Below are 17062 nucleotides of genomic sequence, written 5' to 3' on the forward strand. Positions count from 1 at the left end.
TCCCGGAATGCCGACCTCGCGACGCTGCTGGTGACCACAAGCACTTCGCTACGCAACAGCGAACGCATGCGTAGCGAAGTGCAGTTCGCCAGCCGCGCCTTGGAACAGATGGCCCAGCAGACCAGCGACCAAGGTGAGGAGCAGAGCCAACGGATCGCCATGATCGCCGCTGCCAGCGAGCAGATCGACCAGACCCTGCACAGCATCGACGCCTTGGCCCAGGATGCATTGGCGGCCTTCGCCGACGCCCACGCCCGAAGTGACGCCGGCTGTCTGGAGGCTCGCGCCGTAGGCGGAAGCATGCTCGCCATCCAGCACAGCCTGGGCAATACCGCGCAGGCTGTGGAAGCTTTGCTGCAGCGAACGGCCGCAGTCGAAAAAACGGTGAATAGCATCCAGGCGCTGGCCAAACAGACCCAGTTGCTGGCACTCAATGCATCCATAGAGGCCGCCCGCGCAGGCGAGCATGGCCGTGGTTTCGCCGTAGTAGCCGATGAAGTCCGCAGTCTGGCCCAGGCTACCGACCAAGCGACCCACGAAATCACCAAGGTCGCGACAGCGATCGCCATGGCTGTGCGCCAGGTAGATGGCGAGGTCAAAGAACACCGCCATTTGTTGGAAGCCGGCAACCGGCAGAGTGAGCACCTCGCCACCAACCTCGAAGACCTCGCTCAACGAAGCCAGACCAATCTGCAACAACTCGGCGCCATGCAACAGGCGCTCAGCGAACACCAACAAGCCAATCATGCTCTCAGCGAACAGCTGCAACAGGTCAATGGGGCCGTGCAGGTGCAGAGCACACAGACTCATGCGCTGCACGACCTGACCCGCTATCTCAACCAGCTCACCGCCGGAAACCGAACATGAACCCACAAGCCGCCGTGGCATTCGATTCTATCCAGCCGCCGCAGGGCGACCCAGCACTGCGGCGGGCATTATTGCAGGGCATTGACCTGCTGCAAGGCCTGCAGCAGCATCGCGGTCTCGGCGGACAAACTACCAGCGAAGCACGGCAGCGTTGCCAAACGCTGGGCGCCTCGCTCGACCACCGCTGGAAGGAATGGCCCTATGCTGAACAGCGGCAGAACTGGCAAGCGTTACGCCGTGCCCCCGCAGATTTCGATGGCCATTGCCGTTTGCTGCAAGACCTGCTGGCCACTATCCAGCACCTTGAGCTACACCGTTGCGCGCTCAATCTGCAGCCCCCAAGTATCGCCGAACGCTGCTGGGAACTGGAAGATCTTGGCCGGCTGCGGGGTCTGTCAGTACGCGCAGCCGCCCATCGAACCTGCCCTTTGGAAATGCTTATCCAGTTGCAATACCTGCACGAACGCTTACTCAGGCATGCCCCCCGCTCGCTGCATAGCGCTCTCGATCAGTTGCAGCACTGCCTTATTGATACTCGAATCGTGTCCATCGCCCCTGCGGAGTGCTACGCCCTGCTCACCCCATTACTCGACGAACGCCTGGACGCCATCCGCCGAGATCTGGACTAAGGCGGCTCTCCGCTCAACTTGGCAACAGAGCGCTATAGTCGTCGCACGCAACTCTTGAGCCCTATTTTCCTCGCACACAAACAAAACCCCTGTTTGCGTAAGCAAACAGGGGTTTCGGAATTTAATCTTGACGATGACCTACTCTCACATGGGGAAACCCCACACTACCATCGGCGATGCATCGTTTCACTGCTGAGTTCGGGATGGGATCAGGTGGTTCCAATGCTCTATGGTCGTCAAGAAATTCGGCTGCCGGATCGTCGTGCTTGCGCGCAACGGGCCAACTAATGGGGATGTGATAGATCTGTGGGTTGTTGCCAATTTTCGGTTTGTGTCGTCTTCACACACCGCAATCTGCTCTTTCGACGCAAATTGCTTGGGTGTTATATGGTCAAGCCTCACGGGCAATTAGTATTGGTTAGCTCAACGCCTCACAGCGCTTACACACCCAACCTATCAACGTCGTAGTCTTCGACGGCCCTTCAGGGGACTCAAGGTCCCAGTGAGATCTCATCTTGAGGCTAGTTTCCCGCTTAGATGCTTTCAGCGGTTATCTATTCCGAACGTAGCTACCCGGCAATGCCACTGGCGTGACAACCGGAACACCAGAGGTTCGTCCACTCCGGTCCTCTCGTACTAGGAGCAGCCCCTCTCAAATCTCAAACGTCCACGGCAGATAGGGACCGAACTGTCTCACGACGTTCTAAACCCAGCTCGCGTACCACTTTAAATGGCGAACAGCCATACCCTTGGGACCGGCTTCAGCCCCAGGATGTGATGAGCCGACATCGAGGTGCCAAACACCGCCGTCGATATGAACTCTTGGGCGGTATCAGCCTGTTATCCCCGGAGTACCTTTTATCCGTTGAGCGATGGCCCTTCCATACAGAACCACCGGATCACTAAGACCTACTTTCGTACCTGCTCGACGTGTCTGTCTCGCAGTCAAGCGCGCTTTTGCCTTTATACTCTACGACCGATTTCCGACCGGTCTGAGCGCACCTTCGTACTCCTCCGTTACTCTTTAGGAGGAGACCGCCCCAGTCAAACTACCCACCATACACTGTCCTCGATCCGGATAACGGACCTGAGTTAGAACCTCAAAGTTGCCAGGGTGGTATTTCAAGGTTGGCTCCACGCAGACTGGCGTCCACGCTTCAAAGCCTCCCACCTATCCTACACAAGCAAATTCAAAGTCCAGTGCAAAGCTATAGTAAAGGTTCACGGGGTCTTTCCGTCTAGCCGCGGATACACTGCATCTTCACAGCGATTTCAATTTCACTGAGTCTCGGGTGGAGACAGCGCCGCCATCGTTACGCCATTCGTGCAGGTCGGAACTTACCCGACAAGGAATTTCGCTACCTTAGGACCGTTATAGTTACGGCCGCCGTTTACCGGGGCTTCGATCAAGAGCTTCGCGTTAGCTAACCCCATCAATTAACCTTCCGGCACCGGGCAGGCGTCACACCCTATACGTCCACTTTCGTGTTTGCAGAGTGCTGTGTTTTTAATAAACAGTCGCAGCGGCCTGGTATCTTCGACCGGCATGGGCTTACGCAGTAAATGCTTCACCCTCACCGGCGCACCTTCTCCCGAAGTTACGGTGCCATTTTGCCTAGTTCCTTCACCCGAGTTCTCTCAAGCGCCTTGGTATTCTCTACCCAACCACCTGTGTCGGTTTGGGGTACGGTTCCTGGTTACCTGAAGCTTAGAAGCTTTTCTTGGAAGCATGGCATCAACCACTTCGTGTGCCTAAGCACACTCGTCATCAGCTCTCGGCCTTAAGATCCCGGATTTACCTAAGATCTCAGCCTACCACCTTAAACTTGGACAACCAACGCCAAGCTGGCCTAGCCTTCTCCGTCCCTCCATCGCAATAACCAGAAGTACAGGAATATTAACCTGTTTTCCATCGACTACGCTTTTCAGCCTCGCCTTAGGGACCGACTAACCCTGCGTCGATTAACGTTGCGCAGGAAACCTTGGTCTTTCGGCGTGGGTGTTTTTCACACCCATTATCGTTACTCATGTCAGCATTCGCACTTCTGATACCTCCAGCAAGCTTCTCAACTCACCTTCACAGGCTTACAGAACGCTCCTCTACCGCATCACCTAAGTGATACCCGTAGCTTCGGTGTATGGTTTGAGCCCCGTTACATCTTCCGCGCAGGCCGACTCGACTAGTGAGCTATTACGCTTTCTTTAAAGGGTGGCTGCTTCTAAGCCAACCTCCTAGCTGTCTAAGCCTTCCCACATCGTTTCCCACTTAACCATAACTTTGGGACCTTAGCTGACGGTCTGGGTTGTTTCCCTTTTCACGACGGACGTTAGCACCCGCCGTGTGTCTCCCATGCTCGGCACTTGTAGGTATTCGGAGTTTGCATCGGGTTGGTAAATCGGGATGATCCCCTAGCCGAAACAGTGCTCTACCCCCTACAGTGATACATGAGGCGCTACCTAAATAGCTTTCGAGGAGAACCAGCTATCTCCGAGCTTGATTAGCCTTTCACTCCGATCCACAGGTCATCCGCTAACTTTTCAACGGTAGTCGGTTCGGTCCTCCAGTTAGTGTTACCCAACCTTCAACCTGCCCATGGATAGATCGCCCGGTTTCGGGTCTATTCCCAGCGACTAGACGCCCTATTAAGACTCGCTTTCGCTACGCCTCCCCTATTCGGTTAAGCTCGCCACTGAAAATAAGTCGCTGACCCATTATACAAAAGGTACGCAGTCACCCAACAAAGTGGGCTCCCACTGCTTGTACGCATACGGTTTCAGGATCTATTTCACTCCCCTCTCCGGGGTTCTTTTCGCCTTTCCCTCACGGTACTAGTTCACTATCGGTCAGTCAGTAGTATTTAGCCTTGGAGGATGGTCCCCCCATATTCAGACAAAGTTTCTCGTGCTCCGTCCTACTCGATTTCACTGCAAAGAGATTTTCGCGTACAGGGCTATCACCCACTATGGCCGTCCTTTCCAGAACGTTCCGCTAATCTCAATACAGCTTAAGGGCTGGTCCCCGTTCGCTCGCCACTACTAAGGGAATCTCGGTTGATTTCTTTTCCTCAGGGTACTTAGATGTTTCAGTTCCCCTGGTTCGCTCCATACACCTATGTATTCAGTGTAAGGTAACGGTCTTATGACCGCTGGGTTCCCCCATTCAGACATCTCCGGATCAAAGTCTGTTTGCCGACTCCCCGAAGCTTTTCGCAGGCTACCACGTCTTTCATCGCCTCTGACTGCCAAGGCATCCACCGTATGCGCTTCTTCACTTGACCATATAACCCCAAGCAATCTGGTTATACTATGAAGACGACATTCGCCGAAAATTCGCAATTTAACTCACAAATTTTACCTTAGCCCGTAACACCACCAGTGAAAGTGCTGCCCGGTCTAACTTTCTATCACATACCCAAATTTTTAAAGAACGATCTAATCAAAGACTAGAAATCAACATTCACCATCCAATCGATGGAATGCTCATTTCTAAACTCTACAATACAGAAGCAGTAAGTGGTGGAGCCAAACGGGATCGAACCGTTGACCTCCTGCGTGCAAGGCAGGCGCTCTCCCAGCTGAGCTATGGCCCCGTATCTCTACAGGCGTTTCCCACACAAAATTGGTGGGTCTGGGCAGATTCGAACTGCCGACCTCACCCTTATCAGGGGTGCGCTCTAACCAACTGAGCTACAGACCCAATTTCGGGCTGCTTCTAAATCGTCTTTTTCAATGAATCAAGCAATTCGTGTGGGAACTTATGAAGAAGCTGATGTCTTCGATTAAGGAGGTGATCCAGCCGCAGGTTCCCCTACGGCTACCTTGTTACGACTTCACCCCAGTCATGAATCACACCGTGGTAACCGTCCTCCCGAAGGTTAGACTAGCTACTTCTGGTGCAACCCACTCCCATGGTGTGACGGGCGGTGTGTACAAGGCCCGGGAACGTATTCACCGCGACATTCTGATTCGCGATTACTAGCGATTCCGACTTCACGCAGTCGAGTTGCAGACTGCGATCCGGACTACGATCGGTTTTCTGGGATTAGCTCCACCTCGCGGCTTGGCGACCCTCTGTACCGACCATTGTAGCACGTGTGTAGCCCAGGCCGTAAGGGCCATGATGACTTGACGTCATCCCCACCTTCCTCCGGTTTGTCACCGGCAGTCTCCTTAGAGTGCCCGCCATTACGCGCTGGTAACTAAGGACAAGGGTTGCGCTCGTTACGGGACTTAACCCAACATCTCACGACACGAGCTGACGACAGCCATGCAGCACCTGTCTCAATGCTCCCGAAGGCACTCCGCTATCTCTAGCAGATTCATTGGATGTCAAGGCCTGGTAAGGTTCTTCGCGTTGCTTCGAATTAAACCACATGCTCCACCGCTTGTGCGGGCCCCCGTCAATTCATTTGAGTTTTAACCTTGCGGCCGTACTCCCCAGGCGGTCAACTTAATGCGTTAGCTGCGCCACTAAGAGCTCAAGGCTCCCAACGGCTAGTTGACATCGTTTACGGCGTGGACTACCAGGGTATCTAATCCTGTTTGCTCCCCACGCTTTCGCACCTCAGTGTCAGTATCAGTCCAGGTGGTCGCCTTCGCCACTGGTGTTCCTTCCTATATCTACGCATTTCACCGCTACACAGGAAATTCCACCACCCTCTACCATACTCTAGCTCGACAGTTTTGAATGCAGTTCCCAGGTTGAGCCCGGGGATTTCACATCCAACTTAACGAACCACCTACGCGCGCTTTACGCCCAGTAATTCCGATTAACGCTTGCACCCTCTGTATTACCGCGGCTGCTGGCACAGAGTTAGCCGGTGCTTATTCTGTCGGTAACGTCAAAACACTAACGTATTAGGTTAATGCCCTTCCTCCCAACTTAAAGTGCTTTACAATCCGAAGACCTTCTTCACACACGCGGCATGGCTGGATCAGGCTTTCGCCCATTGTCCAATATTCCCCACTGCTGCCTCCCGTAGGAGTCTGGACCGTGTCTCAGTTCCAGTGTGACTGATCATCCTCTCAGACCAGTTACGGATCGTAGCCTTGGTGAGCCATTACCTCACCAACTAGCTAATCCGACCTAGGCTCATCTGATAGCGCAAGGCCCGAAGGTCCCCTGCTTTCTCCCGTAGGACGTATGCGGTATTAGCGTCCGTTTCCGAACGTTATCCCCCACTACCAGGCAGATTCCTAGGTATTACTCACCCGTCCGCCGCTCGCCACCAGGTACAAGTACCCGTGCTGCCGCTCGACTTGCATGTGTTAGGCCTGCCGCCAGCGTTCAATCTGAGCCATGATCAAACTCTTCAGTTCAAACATCTTTGGGTTTTGACAAAACCCTAAACTTAGCTCAGCAATCGTTGGTTACATCTTTGATTTCTCGCGGAGTAACTTGTGATGCTGATAATCAGTTGACTTCAGTCTTACAACACAAGCACCCACACGAATTGCTTGATTCAATTGTTAAAGAGCGGGTGGTTGAGATCTTTCGTCTCAGCCGAGGCGCGCATTCTACAGCAGCCCCTGTTGCTGTCAAGCGGTTATTTTAACAAGTTTCAAAGTTTCCTTTGCAACTTCAACCACTTGCGCTTCGATCAACTTCACGTCTCTCGTTAGCGGGAGGCGAATTCTACAGGATTAAAATCAGCGGTCAACCACCTTTCCCATTTTTTTCTACACAGATACAACATATTAGGATGACGCTATCAGAAGCCCTTCCCCACGCTATCAAGCACACCCAGCAGTACCTCCCTGACAAGCATCATTACGAAGCGCATACCTGCATCAAGGCAGTCTGCATGCCGCAGACAACATCCTGCGGTGATTGAACTGGCGGACGATGCGGCAGAACTGCATGACAAGGCCTTTCAACGATTACCGGGGGCGGCCTCCAGAACGTGTACATATAAAGAGTACCAGTGACTCTCGCTACAGATGACAGGCCTGAGCGTCCTCCCCGCTCCTCGCACCACACGAATGACTAGAGGACGCCCCGTTACTGAACGTCTTTCAAGTAGTCCTTGAGCGCAGCCAACGGGGCATCAAGCGCGCCCATCGTCTCGGCGCAACTAAAGCAAGCTGTCAGCTTTTGAAGCTCGCGCCCTAGCGGCGTGGCGGTGCCGCCTAAAGCTTTCAATGCCAACCCCAGACACTCATCGATTTTAAGCCGGATAGCTTCGATATCACCTTTGCACACAAGCAAGCCGAACTCGTCCCTCTGATACCCACTCATTATCGTGTCTTGACGCAAAATCGGACTATCCCCTTCCTTCTCGTAAGCCAGCTTGAGGGAGAAAAGGGCAACCGTTTCCAGTGACAACTCCATAACGCGAATCCTTGTAATGTCTTACCGGACCTGGGCCGGTTTGGGCAGGCAGTCTGCAGCCTGCTTGAGGGCAAGCTAATTCACGAGTTAATACATCGACAAAGAGGACGGGGCACCTCACTGACCGCAGACGCCTGCTCGGAAATCTCACGCACGTTGAGCGCGCTCCGAGCGATCTCATCGGAGACTGCACTACGGATCAGAGACCACGGATGAGCTAGCACTCACGCAGCGCGCGGGAAAAACACAAAACGCAGAATGCAAAAAGGCCCCGGAATACGGGGCCTTTAGGTACAAATATGGCGGAGGCGATGGGATTCGAACTCATGGACCTGTTACAGTCGGCAGTTTTCAAGACTGCTGCCTTAAACCACTCGGCCACACCTCCGTTGCGTTGCGGGCGCCATAATACCCGAATGAAACACACTGTCAAACTCTCTTCATAACTAGCGGCAAAGCGTCTGTTATGATCTTTGCGTCTTAACATTTCAATCACCAGGAGTTGCGCCATGCGCGAACAGGATTACGCAGTGAACAACGGCGTGCAGGCCGAGCAGCTAGAGGTTAGCCGCGTCCTGCGCAATACATATGGTCTTCTGGCTATCACCCTTGCTTTCAGCGGCTTGATGGCTTTTATCGCTCAGCAGAATCACGTTCCCTACCCGAACGTATTCGTCGTCCTGATCGGTTTTTATGGCCTTTTCTTTCTTACCAATAAATTACGCGACTCGGCGTGGGGCCTGGTATCGACCTTCGCTCTGACCGGTTTCATGGGTTACCTGCTGGGCCCGATTCTCAACCGTTACCTGGGTATGCAGGGCGGTGCTGAGGTTGTCAGTTCGGCGTTTGCGATGACCGCGCTGGTATTCGGTGGCTTGTCCGCCTACGTGCTGATCACCCGCAAGGACATGAGCTTCCTCGGTGGTTTCATCACTGCTGGCTTCTTCGTCCTGCTGGGCGCGGTGCTGGCCAGCATGTTCTTCCAGATCAGCGGGCTGCAATTGGCGATCAGCGCAGGTTTCGTGCTGTTCTCCTCCGTTTGCATCCTGTTCCAGACCAGCGCCATCATCCAGGGCGGCGAACGTAACTACATCATGGCGACCATCAGCCTGTATGTATCGATCTACAACCTGTTCGTCAGCCTGTTGCAGCTGTTTGGCCTGATGGGTGGCAGCAGAAACTGATTCTCTGTTGAGCTTCAACAAAAAGCCCGCTTAGCGGGCTTTTTGCTGTCTGACTCTATTATCATTGCACAAGATTCGTTGACTGAGCCGACCATGAAGTTCTCCATTGCCCTTTTTTCTGCGGCCCATGAGCCCTCCTCCCGCCGCGCCCTCCTGTTTGCGCAGGCGGTGCTGGCTGGCGGCCATGAGATTGTCCGACTGTTTTTCTATCAGGAAGGCGTGCACATCGCGTCGGGCAATATCGTCACGCCTCAGGATGAGCAGGATCTGCCACGCCAATGGCGCGAGTTCGTCACCCACCATCAGCTCGACGGTGTCGTGTGCATCGCCGCCGCCTTGCGACGTGGCGTGCTTAATAAAGAAGAAGCTCAACGCTATCAGCGACCAGCAGCCAATGTCTCAGCGCCGTGGGAGTTGTCGGGGCTAGGCCAACTGCATGATGCGGTGCAGGCAGCCGACCGACTGATCTGCTTCGGAGGACCTTGAGATGCCAGCATCACTATTAATTATCAGCCGTCAGGCGCCTTGGTCCGGCCCGGGCGCGCGGGAAGCGCTGGATATCGTATTAGCGGGCGGCGCGTTCGATTTGCCCATCGGATTACTGTTTCTCGATGATGGCGTGCTGCAGCTTTTGCCCGAGCAACAGGCTGCTCAAGTGCAACAGAAGGACTTGACGGCCAATTTGAAGGCATTGTCACTGTTCGGTGTAGAGGACATTTTTGCCTGCAACGACAGCCTGGTAGAACGCGGAATTCCCCCTAAGGAGTTAAATTTGGATACGCTGCAGCTACTTCAGGCGTCAGAAATTTCCGCGATTATTGACCGTTACGACCAGGTGATAACGCTCTGATGTCGACCTTGCATGTTTTGTCTCACTCCCCTTTTGCAGACAGCCGCCTGACCAGCTGTCTGCGCGTGCTCGGCCCGGACGACGCCATCCTGCTCTGCGGTGACGCGACGTATGCCTTGCGCCCTGATTCCGCGCCGCGCCACGCATTGGAGAGACAAATAGAGTCGCTAAAGCTGTTCGTGCTTGAAGAGGACATCCTGGCGCGTAACCTTGAGATTCCGCACGGGGTCGAAAGCGTCGATTACCCAGGGTTCGTCGCATTATCGATCTGCTTCGACAAGGTCAACACTTGGCTATGAAACAGCTGACGATTGCCGAACACAGCATTGCACTGGACAAGGATGGTTTCCTGGTAGACCTGAACGACTGGTCAGAAGAGGTTGCAACAGCCTTGGCCTTGCGGGAAGAAATCACCCTCAGCCCGGAACACTGGGAGATTCTGCAACTGCTGCGGGCTTTTTATACCGAGTTCCAGCTGTCGCCCGCGACTCGCCCGCTGATCAAATACACGGCGTTGAAGCTAGGCCCTGAAAAGGGCAACAGCATGCACCTCAATCGCCTGTTCAATGGCACCCCCGCCAAACTCGCCGCTAAGCTGGCGGGCCTGCCCAAACCGACGAATTGCATATGACCGAATTTGCCCCGCTGATCACAGAAACACCTGCCGAACATCCGTTCGCCCAGTTCGTGCGCATCCTGGGCAAGGGCAAACGGGGCGCCCGCGACCTTACTCGCGTAGAAGCGCGTGAAGCCATGGGCATGCTGCTCGATGAGAAAGTCGAAGACACCCAGCTTGGCGCCTTTCTGATGCTGTTGCGGCACAAGGAAGAAAGCGCGGAGGAACTGGCAGGCTTCACCGAGGCGGTACGTGAACGCTTGCAGACCCCGGCATTGCACGTCGATATCGACTGGCCGACTTACGCCGGCAAGAAGCGCCATCTGCCGTGGTACTTGCTTGCGGCCAAGTGCCTGGCGCAAAACGGTGTGCGCGTGTTGATGCATGGTGGCGGCGCGCATACCGCAGGGCGCCTGTACAGCGAACAACTGCTAGACCTGCTGGGCATCCCGCTGTGCCGCAACTGGCAGGAGGTCGGTACGGCGCTCGAGCAACACAACCTGGCGTTCATCCCGCTAGGGGATTGGGCGCCGCAGTTGCAGCGAATGATCGACCTACGCAACATCCTCGGCCTGCGCTCCCCTATCCACTCACTGGCACGAGCCCTCAATCCTCTGGGCGCTCGTTGCGGCCTGCAAAGTATCTTCCATCCCGGTTATCAGGGCATGCACCGCGAAGCCAGTGGTTTGCTGGGTGACAACGCCATCGTGATCAAGGGCGATGGCGGTGAAGTCGAAATAAACCCGGACACCATCAGTCACCTTTACGGCACTACAGCCGGGCAAAGCTGGGATGAGGAGTGGCCTGCGCTGTCACCAAGACGCCATGTCAAACCGGCGACGCTCGACCCGACACAGTTAACGGCACTCTGGAGAGGTGAAGTCGAAGACAGCTACCCGCAGCTGGCCTTGATTTCGACCATTGCTCTGGCCTTGCGCGGCCTTGGAACCCCACGCGATGCCGCCTTCGAATTGGCTCAGCAGTACTGGGATAATCGCGACAGATCTATTTAATCGATCATAGTCGCCCATGCTTTGCACTACTCGTTCGAACCAATGCAATTAGACTGGCCTCCAATGCAAAAGAGCTTAGGAGTCAGACATGGGCCTTCTGGTCGACGGACGCTGGCATGATCAGTGGTACGAAAGCAGCAAAGACGGCGCCTTCCAGCGTGAAAACGCGCAACGCCGTCACTGGATCACCGCTGACGGCCAACCCGGCCCCAGCGGTGAAGGTGGCTTTGCAGCACACGCTGGCCGCTATCACCTCTACGTTTCCCTCGCCTGCCCATGGGCCCATCGCACACTGATTCTGCGCAAACTCAAAGGTCTGGAAAGCTTGATCGACGTGTCCGTGGTCAGTTGGCTGATGCTGGAAAATGGCTGGACCTTCGATAAACAAAAGGGCTCCAGCGGTGACAAGCTTGATGGCCTGGACTTTCTTTATCAGCGCTACACCGCCGATGACGCCGCCTACACTGGCCGCGTGACCGTGCCATTGCTGTGGGATAAACAGCAACAACGTATCGTCAGCAATGAGTCGTCCGAGATCATCCGCATGTTCAACTCGGCGTTCGATGGCCTGACCGGTGATCGCCTGGATTTCTACCCTGAACCGCTGCAACAGCAGATTGATCGATTGAATGATCGGATCTACCCAGCAGTCAATAATGGCGTTTACCGCGCAGGCTTCGCCACTTCGCAAGGCGCTTACGAGCAAGCATTCGATGGATTGTTTGCAGAACTGGATTGGCTGGAGGTGCTGCTTGGCGAGAAACGTTACCTGGCCGGTGAGTACCTGACCGAGGCCGATGTACGCCTGTTCACCACCCTCGCTCGCTTCGACGCGGTGTATTACAGCCACTTCAAATGCAACCTGCGCCGCATTGCCGATTATCCGAACCTGAGTAACTGGTTACGCGAGTTGTATCAGTGGCCGGGCATCGCTGAGACGGTGGACTTTGAGCACATCAAGGGTCACTACTATGCGAGCCACCGGACCATCAACCCGACCGGGATCGTACCTAAAGGACCAGCGCTGCACCTCCACGCCAGCCATGACCGCGAACGGCTTACAGGCCGTGGAATCTGGCACAAAACTGGAGTTTGAGGATAAGGCATGAGGTGCTGCCTTGATCACCCGTAAACCCGGATCATCAAGGCATGCACTTAAAGCAGATGCGCTAGAGCTGTCCTTGAGCGCCTTCGAACCAAGCCAGTTTTTCTCGCAACTGGACCACTTCGCCGACGATCACCAGCGTTGGCGCATGCACTTCATGCTCAGCGACCAGTTGTGACAAGTTGGCCAATGTGCCAGTGAATACCCGTTGATTCGAGGTGGTGCCCTGCTGAATCAGCGCTGCAGGCGTGTCCGGGGAACGGCCATGCTGGATCAACTGTTCACAAATAATCGGCAAGCCGACCAGGCCCATGTAAAACACCAATGTCTGCGCCGGTGAGACCAGATCGCTCCAGGGAAGGTCCGTGGTGCCGTCTTTCAAATGCCCGGTAACAAAGCGCACTGATTGCGCGTAATCACGGTGGGTCAGCGGAATACCGGCATAGGCTGCGCAACCGCTGGCAGCAGTAATGCCTGGCACCACCTGAAACGGAATACCGTGGGCCGCCAGCTCTTCGATCTCTTCGCCACCACGCCCGAAGATGAACGGATCGCCGCCTTTGAGACGCAGTACACGCTTGCCTTGCTTGGCCAGAACAACCAACTGCTGATTGATCTGATCCTGCGGCAAAGCGTGATCGGCACGCTGTTTACCGACATAGACTCGCTCGGCATCGCGCCGGCAAAGTTCCAGAATCGCCGGCGCCACCAGGCGGTCGTAAAGCACCACATCGGCTTGCTGCATCAGACGTAAAGCGCGGAAGGTCAGCAAATCCGGATCGCCCGGCCCTGCGCCCACCAGATACACCTCGCCGGGTGCGCTGGGCGCCTCACCATTGATTTTAGCAATCAGCAGACGCTCGGCTTCAGCGCCCTGCCCGGCCAACTGGCGATCAGCGACAGGTCCCTGAAACACCTCTTCCCAAAATGCCCGGCGCTGCTGAACATCGGGGAACAGGTTTTTCACCTGACTGCGGAATCGCGCCGCCAAGCCGGCCAATTGGCCATACGTCGAGGGAATCCAGGTTTCAAGCTTGGCGCGAATCAACCGCGCCAGCACCGGCGCATCACCGCCACTGGACACCGCAATCACCAACGGTGAACGGTCAACGATTGCAGGGAATATAACGCTGCACAACGCAGGCGAATCCACCACGTTGACCGGCACACAACGCTGCCGGGCATCTTGCGACACCTGAGCGTTAAGCGGCTCGTCATCGGTGGCGGCGATGATCAGCACGCACCCCACAAGGTCGCCTTGGGCATAGCCACGTAAAATTAGTTCGCCGCCGCTGCGCTCCACCAACTCGCACAATTGCGCTTCTATCTCGGGCGCAACCACCCGCAATAACGCACCGGCATCAGCGAGCAAGCGTGATTTGCGCAAGGCAATTTCACCCCCGCCGACCACCAGCACGCGACTGCCACGCAGGTTATGGAACAGCGGCAGGAATTCCATTTAGCCTATAACCTCAAGCCCACCCATGTAGGGTTTGAGTACTTCAGGAACACGGATAGAACCGTCGGCCTGCTGATAGTTTTCCAATACGGCGACCAGCGCCCGACCTACAGCCAGACCGGAACCGTTCAGGGTGTGAACCAATTCTGGCTTACCGGTTTCCGGATTACGCCAGCGCGCTTGCATACGTCGCGCCTGGAAATCGCCACAGTTGGAGCACGAGGAAATTTCGCGGTATTTGTCCTGGCTCGGGATCCAGACTTCAAGGTCGTACGTCTTCACCGCACTGAAGCCCATATCACCGGTGCACAAGGCCAGTACGCGGTAAGGCAGTTCCAGCAGTTGCAGAACGCGCTCAGCGTTGCCGGTGAGTGTTTCCAGTGCCGCTTGCGACTGGCCAGGCTCTACGATCTGAACCATTTCGACTTTATCGAACTGATGCTGACGAATCATCCCGCGTGTATCGCGACCCGATGCACCGGCCTCGCTGCGAAAGCATGGGGTATGCGCAACAAACTTCAGCGGTAATTGCTTTGGATCGAGAATTTCGCCAGCAACGATATTGGTCAGCGACACTTCCGCAGTCGGGATCAAGTACAGATCCGCCTCGCCTTCGCGAGTGATCTTGAACAGGTCTTCCTCGAACTTCGGCAACTGGCCTGTGCCCTGCAACGCGGGTGCCTGTACCAGGTACGGGGTGTAAGCCTCTTCGTAGCCGTGATCGGTGACGTGCAGGTTGATCATGAACTGCGCCAATGCACGATGCATGCGAGCAATAGGGCCCCGCAACAACGCGAAGCGGGCGCCAGACAACTTGGCGGCGGTTTCGAAATCCAGCCAGCCGTACTTTTCGCCAAGCTCGACGTGGTCCTTGACCTCGAAGTCAAACACGGTAGGTGTGCCCCAACGACGAACTTCAACGTTGTCGTCTTCATCCGCGCCGACTGGAACCGATTCGTGTGGCAGGTTCGGCATGCTCAGCAGCATCCCGTCCAGCTCGGCCTGAATATTATCCAGTTCGACTTTACCGGTGCTCAGTTCGTCAGCCATACGCTCGACGTCGGCCATCAACGGCGCGATGTCTTCGCCGCGCTGCTTGGCCTGACCGATGGATTTGGAGCGGGCATTACGCTCGGCCTGCAACTGTTCTGTGCGGGTCTGGACGGTCTTGCGCTGGTTTTCCAGCGCTTCGATGCGGGCCACGTCCAGGGTAAAACCACGGGACGCCAGGCGATCCGCTACGTCCTGAAGTTGGGTACGTAACAGTTTGGAATCGAGCATATCGTTCTCTCGTCTATCAAAGTTTGGTCAAGGACAGGCCAGCCCACGTCGCGAGCAGCCCGCCGAATACGGTGATTGCCGCGTAGCCCAGTGCCAGCGGCACCTGCCCGCTTTCCAGCAAGCGCAGCGTATCCAGTGAAAAAGATGAAAATGTCGTCAGGCCACCCAAAAAACCTACCATCAGGCCTGCACGAAGCTCGATCGGTACTTCGGGACGCAACAGGAACAGTCCGTACAGATAACCAATCAGCAAGCAGCCGACGATGTTAACGGCCAATGTTGCGGTGTAGAAGTGTCGCGGCCAGTTCGCCGAGATCCAGCTGGCGGTGGCGAAGCGCAATAATGTACCAGCGATACCCCCGGCGGATACTGCAAGAATCAATCGAATCACTACTTTCTCCGCTTACGTGGGCTTGCTTTGTCCAGTGCCGCCAGGTGATTAAGCTTTTCTCCGATCTTCAGCTCAAGGCCACGCGGTACCGGCTGGTAGTACTGGCGCGGCTCAAGATCGTCCGGAAAGTAGTCTTCGCCAGCGGCATAAGCGTCGGGCTCATCGTGGGCGTAACGGTATTCTTCGCCATAGCCCAGCTGCTTCATCAGCTTGGTCGGCGCATTACGCAGGTGCAGCGGAACCTCCAGCGAACCATGTTCGGTCGCTTCGCGCATCGCTGCCTTGAAGCCCATGTACACGGCGTTACTTTTTGGCGCGCAGGCCAGATAAACGATGGCCTGTGCCACCGCCAGCTCACCCTCGGGGCTGCCCAGACGCTCCTGCACATCCCACGCCGACAGGCATAACGTAAGCGCCCGAGGGTCAGCATTGCCGATGTCTTCACTGGCCATGCGCACAACACGGCGCGCCAGGTACAACGGATCGCAACCGCCATCGATCATCCGCGCGAACCAGTACAACGCCGCGTCAGGGTTGGAACCGCGAATCGACTTATGCAGCGCTGAAATCTGATCGTAAAACGCTTCGCCGCCCTTATCGAACCGACGACGACTGTCGCCAAGCAGGCTTTGCAGCAGCTCGACACTGATCTCGGTGCCATCTTCGGCGAGGTCGGAAGCGTTCTCCAGCAGGTTGAGCAAACGCCGGCCGTCACCATCAGCCGCAGCCAGGAGCATCTTGAAGCCTTCGTCGCTCAGGCTCAGTTGATGTTTGCCCAGACCACGCTCTTCCGTCAGTGCACGCTGCACCAGTTTGTACAACGCCGCTTCGTCGAGGCTTTTCAGGACATAAACCCGCGCACGGGAAAGCAAGGCGTTGTTCAGTTCAAAAGACGGATTCTCAGTGGTCGCGCCGATAAAAATCAGAGTGCCGTCTTCTACGTAAGGCAGGAAGGCGTCCTGCTGCGACTTGTTGAAACGATGCACTTCGTCGACGAACAGAATGGTTCGGCGACCGTATTGCCCCGCCTGCTGCTTGGCAATCTCGACGGCTTGACGGATTTCCTTGACCCCGGCCAACACTGCCGAGACCGTTTCGAAATGCGCATCCGAGACTTTCGCCAACAGCCGTGCCAGCGTGGTTTTACCCACGCCCGGCGGCCCCCAGAAGATCATCGAATGCAAAGCGCCCTGCTCAAGCGCCTCACGCAGAGGCTTGCCATGAGCGAGCAGGTGTTCCTGACCGACGTATTCATCCAGATTGGCCGCACGCAAGCGCGCGGCCAAGGGCTGAGCTATCGGATCGCTACGAAACAAGTCCATGGGCCGCGGTTAAA

General features: G+C 55.8%; 14 protein-coding genes, 3 tRNA genes and 3 rRNA genes. 9 read left to right on the top strand and 11 right to left on the bottom strand.

Annotation, left to right across the window (positions count from 1 at the left end; translation table 11 throughout):
* The first annotated feature begins 300 nt into the window (after positions 1-300).
* The gene (locus RGU44_RS25025; RefSeq protein ID WP_416194640.1) at positions 301-867 is read left to right on the top strand and encodes a methyl-accepting chemotaxis protein; all 567 of its coding nucleotides are present in this window, start codon (positions 301-303) and stop codon (positions 865-867) included.
* Positions 864-1496 (top strand): hypothetical protein, encoded by a 633-nt coding sequence (locus RGU44_RS10540; RefSeq protein WP_322178525.1) that lies wholly within the window; start codon positions 864-866, stop codon positions 1494-1496. Before RGU44_RS25025 ends, RGU44_RS10540 begins: the two co-directional genes overlap by 4 nt.
* A 125-nt stretch (positions 1497-1621) precedes the next feature.
* On the opposite strand, the gene rrf is transcribed toward RGU44_RS10540, so the two are convergent.
* The 7 genes from rrf to RGU44_RS10575 all read right to left on the bottom strand — a co-directional run bounded on the left by rrf (position 1622) and on the right by RGU44_RS10575 (position 8215).
* Positions 1622-1737: ribosomal RNA gene (rrf, locus tag RGU44_RS10545) — 5S ribosomal RNA — on the bottom strand.
* Between the two features lie 146 nt (positions 1738-1883).
* Positions 1884-4774 (bottom strand): 23S ribosomal RNA (locus RGU44_RS10550).
* A gap of 236 nt (positions 4775-5010) precedes the next feature.
* Positions 5011-5086 (bottom strand) — tRNA-Ala (locus RGU44_RS10555).
* Positions 5087-5116: 30 nt separating this feature from the next.
* Positions 5117-5193, bottom strand: a tRNA-Ile gene (locus RGU44_RS10560).
* An 83-nt stretch (positions 5194-5276) separates the two neighbouring features.
* Positions 5277-6815: ribosomal RNA gene (locus tag RGU44_RS10565) — 16S ribosomal RNA — on the bottom strand.
* The 16S, 23S and 5S rRNA genes sit together here with 2 tRNA genes alongside, the layout of an rRNA operon.
* Before the next feature lie 682 nt (positions 6816-7497).
* Positions 7498-7827, bottom strand: coding sequence for a hypothetical protein (locus RGU44_RS10570; protein ID WP_322178524.1), 330 nt, complete (start codon positions 7825-7827; stop codon positions 7498-7500).
* 300 nt (positions 7828-8127) lie between these two features.
* Positions 8128-8215 (bottom strand) — tRNA-Ser (locus RGU44_RS10575).
* 121 nt (positions 8216-8336) lie between these two features.
* On the opposite strand from RGU44_RS10575, the gene RGU44_RS10580 reads away from it, so the two are divergent.
* The 7 genes from RGU44_RS10580 to RGU44_RS10610 all read left to right on the top strand — a co-directional run bounded on the left by RGU44_RS10580 (position 8337) and on the right by RGU44_RS10610 (position 12586).
* Positions 8337-9011 (top strand): Bax inhibitor-1/YccA family protein, encoded by a 675-nt coding sequence (locus RGU44_RS10580; RefSeq protein WP_322217069.1) that lies wholly within the window; start codon positions 8337-8339, stop codon positions 9009-9011.
* A gap of 93 nt (positions 9012-9104) precedes the next feature.
* Complete coding sequence (gene tusD, locus RGU44_RS10585; RefSeq protein ID WP_322178432.1) at positions 9105-9497, top strand: sulfurtransferase complex subunit TusD; 393 nt, start codon at positions 9105-9107, stop codon at positions 9495-9497.
* A gap of 1 nt (position 9498) precedes the next feature.
* On the top strand, positions 9499-9861 hold the full coding sequence (gene tusC, locus RGU44_RS10590; RefSeq protein WP_322178431.1) for a sulfurtransferase complex subunit TusC: 363 nt from the start codon (positions 9499-9501) through the stop codon (positions 9859-9861).
* Complete coding sequence (gene tusB / locus RGU44_RS10595; RefSeq protein ID WP_322217071.1) at positions 9861-10160, top strand: sulfurtransferase complex subunit TusB; 300 nt, start codon at positions 9861-9863, stop codon at positions 10158-10160. Before tusC ends, tusB begins: the two co-directional genes overlap by 1 nt.
* Positions 10157-10492 carry a TusE/DsrC/DsvC family sulfur relay protein gene (locus RGU44_RS10600; RefSeq protein ID WP_322178429.1) on the top strand — a complete coding sequence of 112 codons (336 nt, stop codon included), beginning with the start codon at positions 10157-10159 and terminating at the stop codon, positions 10490-10492. The genes tusB and RGU44_RS10600 overlap by 4 nt, the downstream gene beginning before the upstream one ends.
* Entirely contained in the window at positions 10489-11490 is a 1002-nt protein-coding gene (locus tag RGU44_RS10605) for a glycosyl transferase family protein (protein WP_322178428.1), read from the top strand. Before RGU44_RS10600 ends, RGU44_RS10605 begins: the two co-directional genes overlap by 4 nt.
* A gap of 88 nt (positions 11491-11578) precedes the next feature.
* Positions 11579-12586 (top strand): glutathione S-transferase family protein, encoded by a 1008-nt coding sequence (locus RGU44_RS10610; protein WP_322178427.1) that lies wholly within the window; start codon positions 11579-11581, stop codon positions 12584-12586.
* 73 nt (positions 12587-12659) lie between these two features.
* Here the strand turns inward: RGU44_RS10610 and cysG are convergent, their stop codons facing one another.
* Genes cysG through RGU44_RS10630 form a run of 4 tightly spaced genes read right to left on the bottom strand, consistent with a single transcriptional unit; the run spans position 12660 to position 17048 of the window.
* Entirely contained in the window at positions 12660-14054 is a 1395-nt protein-coding gene (cysG, locus tag RGU44_RS10615) for a siroheme synthase CysG (protein ID WP_322178426.1), read from the bottom strand.
* Positions 14055-15335, bottom strand: coding sequence for a serine--tRNA ligase (gene serS / locus RGU44_RS10620; protein ID WP_322178425.1), 1281 nt, complete (start codon positions 15333-15335; stop codon positions 14055-14057).
* Positions 15336-15351: 16 nt separating this feature from the next.
* Positions 15352-15726 (bottom strand): fluoride efflux transporter CrcB, encoded by a 375-nt coding sequence (gene crcB, locus RGU44_RS10625; protein ID WP_219064433.1) that lies wholly within the window; start codon positions 15724-15726, stop codon positions 15352-15354.
* Positions 15726-17048, bottom strand: coding sequence for a replication-associated recombination protein A (locus RGU44_RS10630; protein ID WP_322178424.1), 1323 nt, complete (start codon positions 17046-17048; stop codon positions 15726-15728). Before RGU44_RS10630 ends, crcB begins: the two co-directional genes overlap by 1 nt.
* Positions 17049-17062: the final 14 nt, after the last annotated feature.

Origin of the sequence: Pseudomonas sp. 5C2 (assembly GCF_034314155.1) — a bacterium.
Lineage (GTDB): Bacteria > Pseudomonadota > Gammaproteobacteria > Pseudomonadales > Pseudomonadaceae > Aquipseudomonas.

What these genes read in the sequence shown, in the direction of transcription:
- tusD (WP_322178432.1), top strand. Translation starts at nt 9,105, where the DNA reads ATGAAGTTCTCCATTGCCCTTTTTTCTGCGGCCCATGAGCCCTCCTCC.
- RGU44_RS10610 (WP_322178427.1), top strand. Translation starts at nt 11,579, where the DNA reads ATGGGCCTTCTGGTCGACGGACGCTGGCATGATCAGTGGTACGAAAGC.
- RGU44_RS10630 (WP_322178424.1), bottom strand. Translation starts at nt 17,048, where the DNA reads ATGGACTTGTTTCGTAGCGATCCGATAGCTCAGCCCTTGGCCGCGCGC.
- tusB (WP_322217071.1), top strand. Translation starts at nt 9,861, where the DNA reads ATGTCGACCTTGCATGTTTTGTCTCACTCCCCTTTTGCAGACAGCCGC.
- serS (WP_322178425.1), bottom strand. Translation starts at nt 15,335, where the DNA reads ATGCTCGATTCCAAACTGTTACGTACCCAACTTCAGGACGTAGCGGAT.
- RGU44_RS25025 (WP_416194640.1), top strand. Translation starts at nt 301, where the DNA reads ATGCTCGCCATCCAGCACAGCCTGGGCAATACCGCGCAGGCTGTGGAA.
- RGU44_RS10540 (WP_322178525.1), top strand. Translation starts at nt 864, where the DNA reads ATGAACCCACAAGCCGCCGTGGCATTCGATTCTATCCAGCCGCCGCAG.
- RGU44_RS10570 (WP_322178524.1), bottom strand. Translation starts at nt 7,827, where the DNA reads ATGGAGTTGTCACTGGAAACGGTTGCCCTTTTCTCCCTCAAGCTGGCT.
- tusC (WP_322178431.1), top strand. Translation starts at nt 9,499, where the DNA reads ATGCCAGCATCACTATTAATTATCAGCCGTCAGGCGCCTTGGTCCGGC.
- RGU44_RS10600 (WP_322178429.1), top strand. Translation starts at nt 10,157, where the DNA reads ATGAAACAGCTGACGATTGCCGAACACAGCATTGCACTGGACAAGGAT.
- RGU44_RS10580 (WP_322217069.1), top strand. Translation starts at nt 8,337, where the DNA reads ATGCGCGAACAGGATTACGCAGTGAACAACGGCGTGCAGGCCGAGCAG.
- RGU44_RS10605 (WP_322178428.1), top strand. Translation starts at nt 10,489, where the DNA reads ATGACCGAATTTGCCCCGCTGATCACAGAAACACCTGCCGAACATCCG.
- cysG (WP_322178426.1), bottom strand. Translation starts at nt 14,054, where the DNA reads ATGGAATTCCTGCCGCTGTTCCATAACCTGCGTGGCAGTCGCGTGCTG.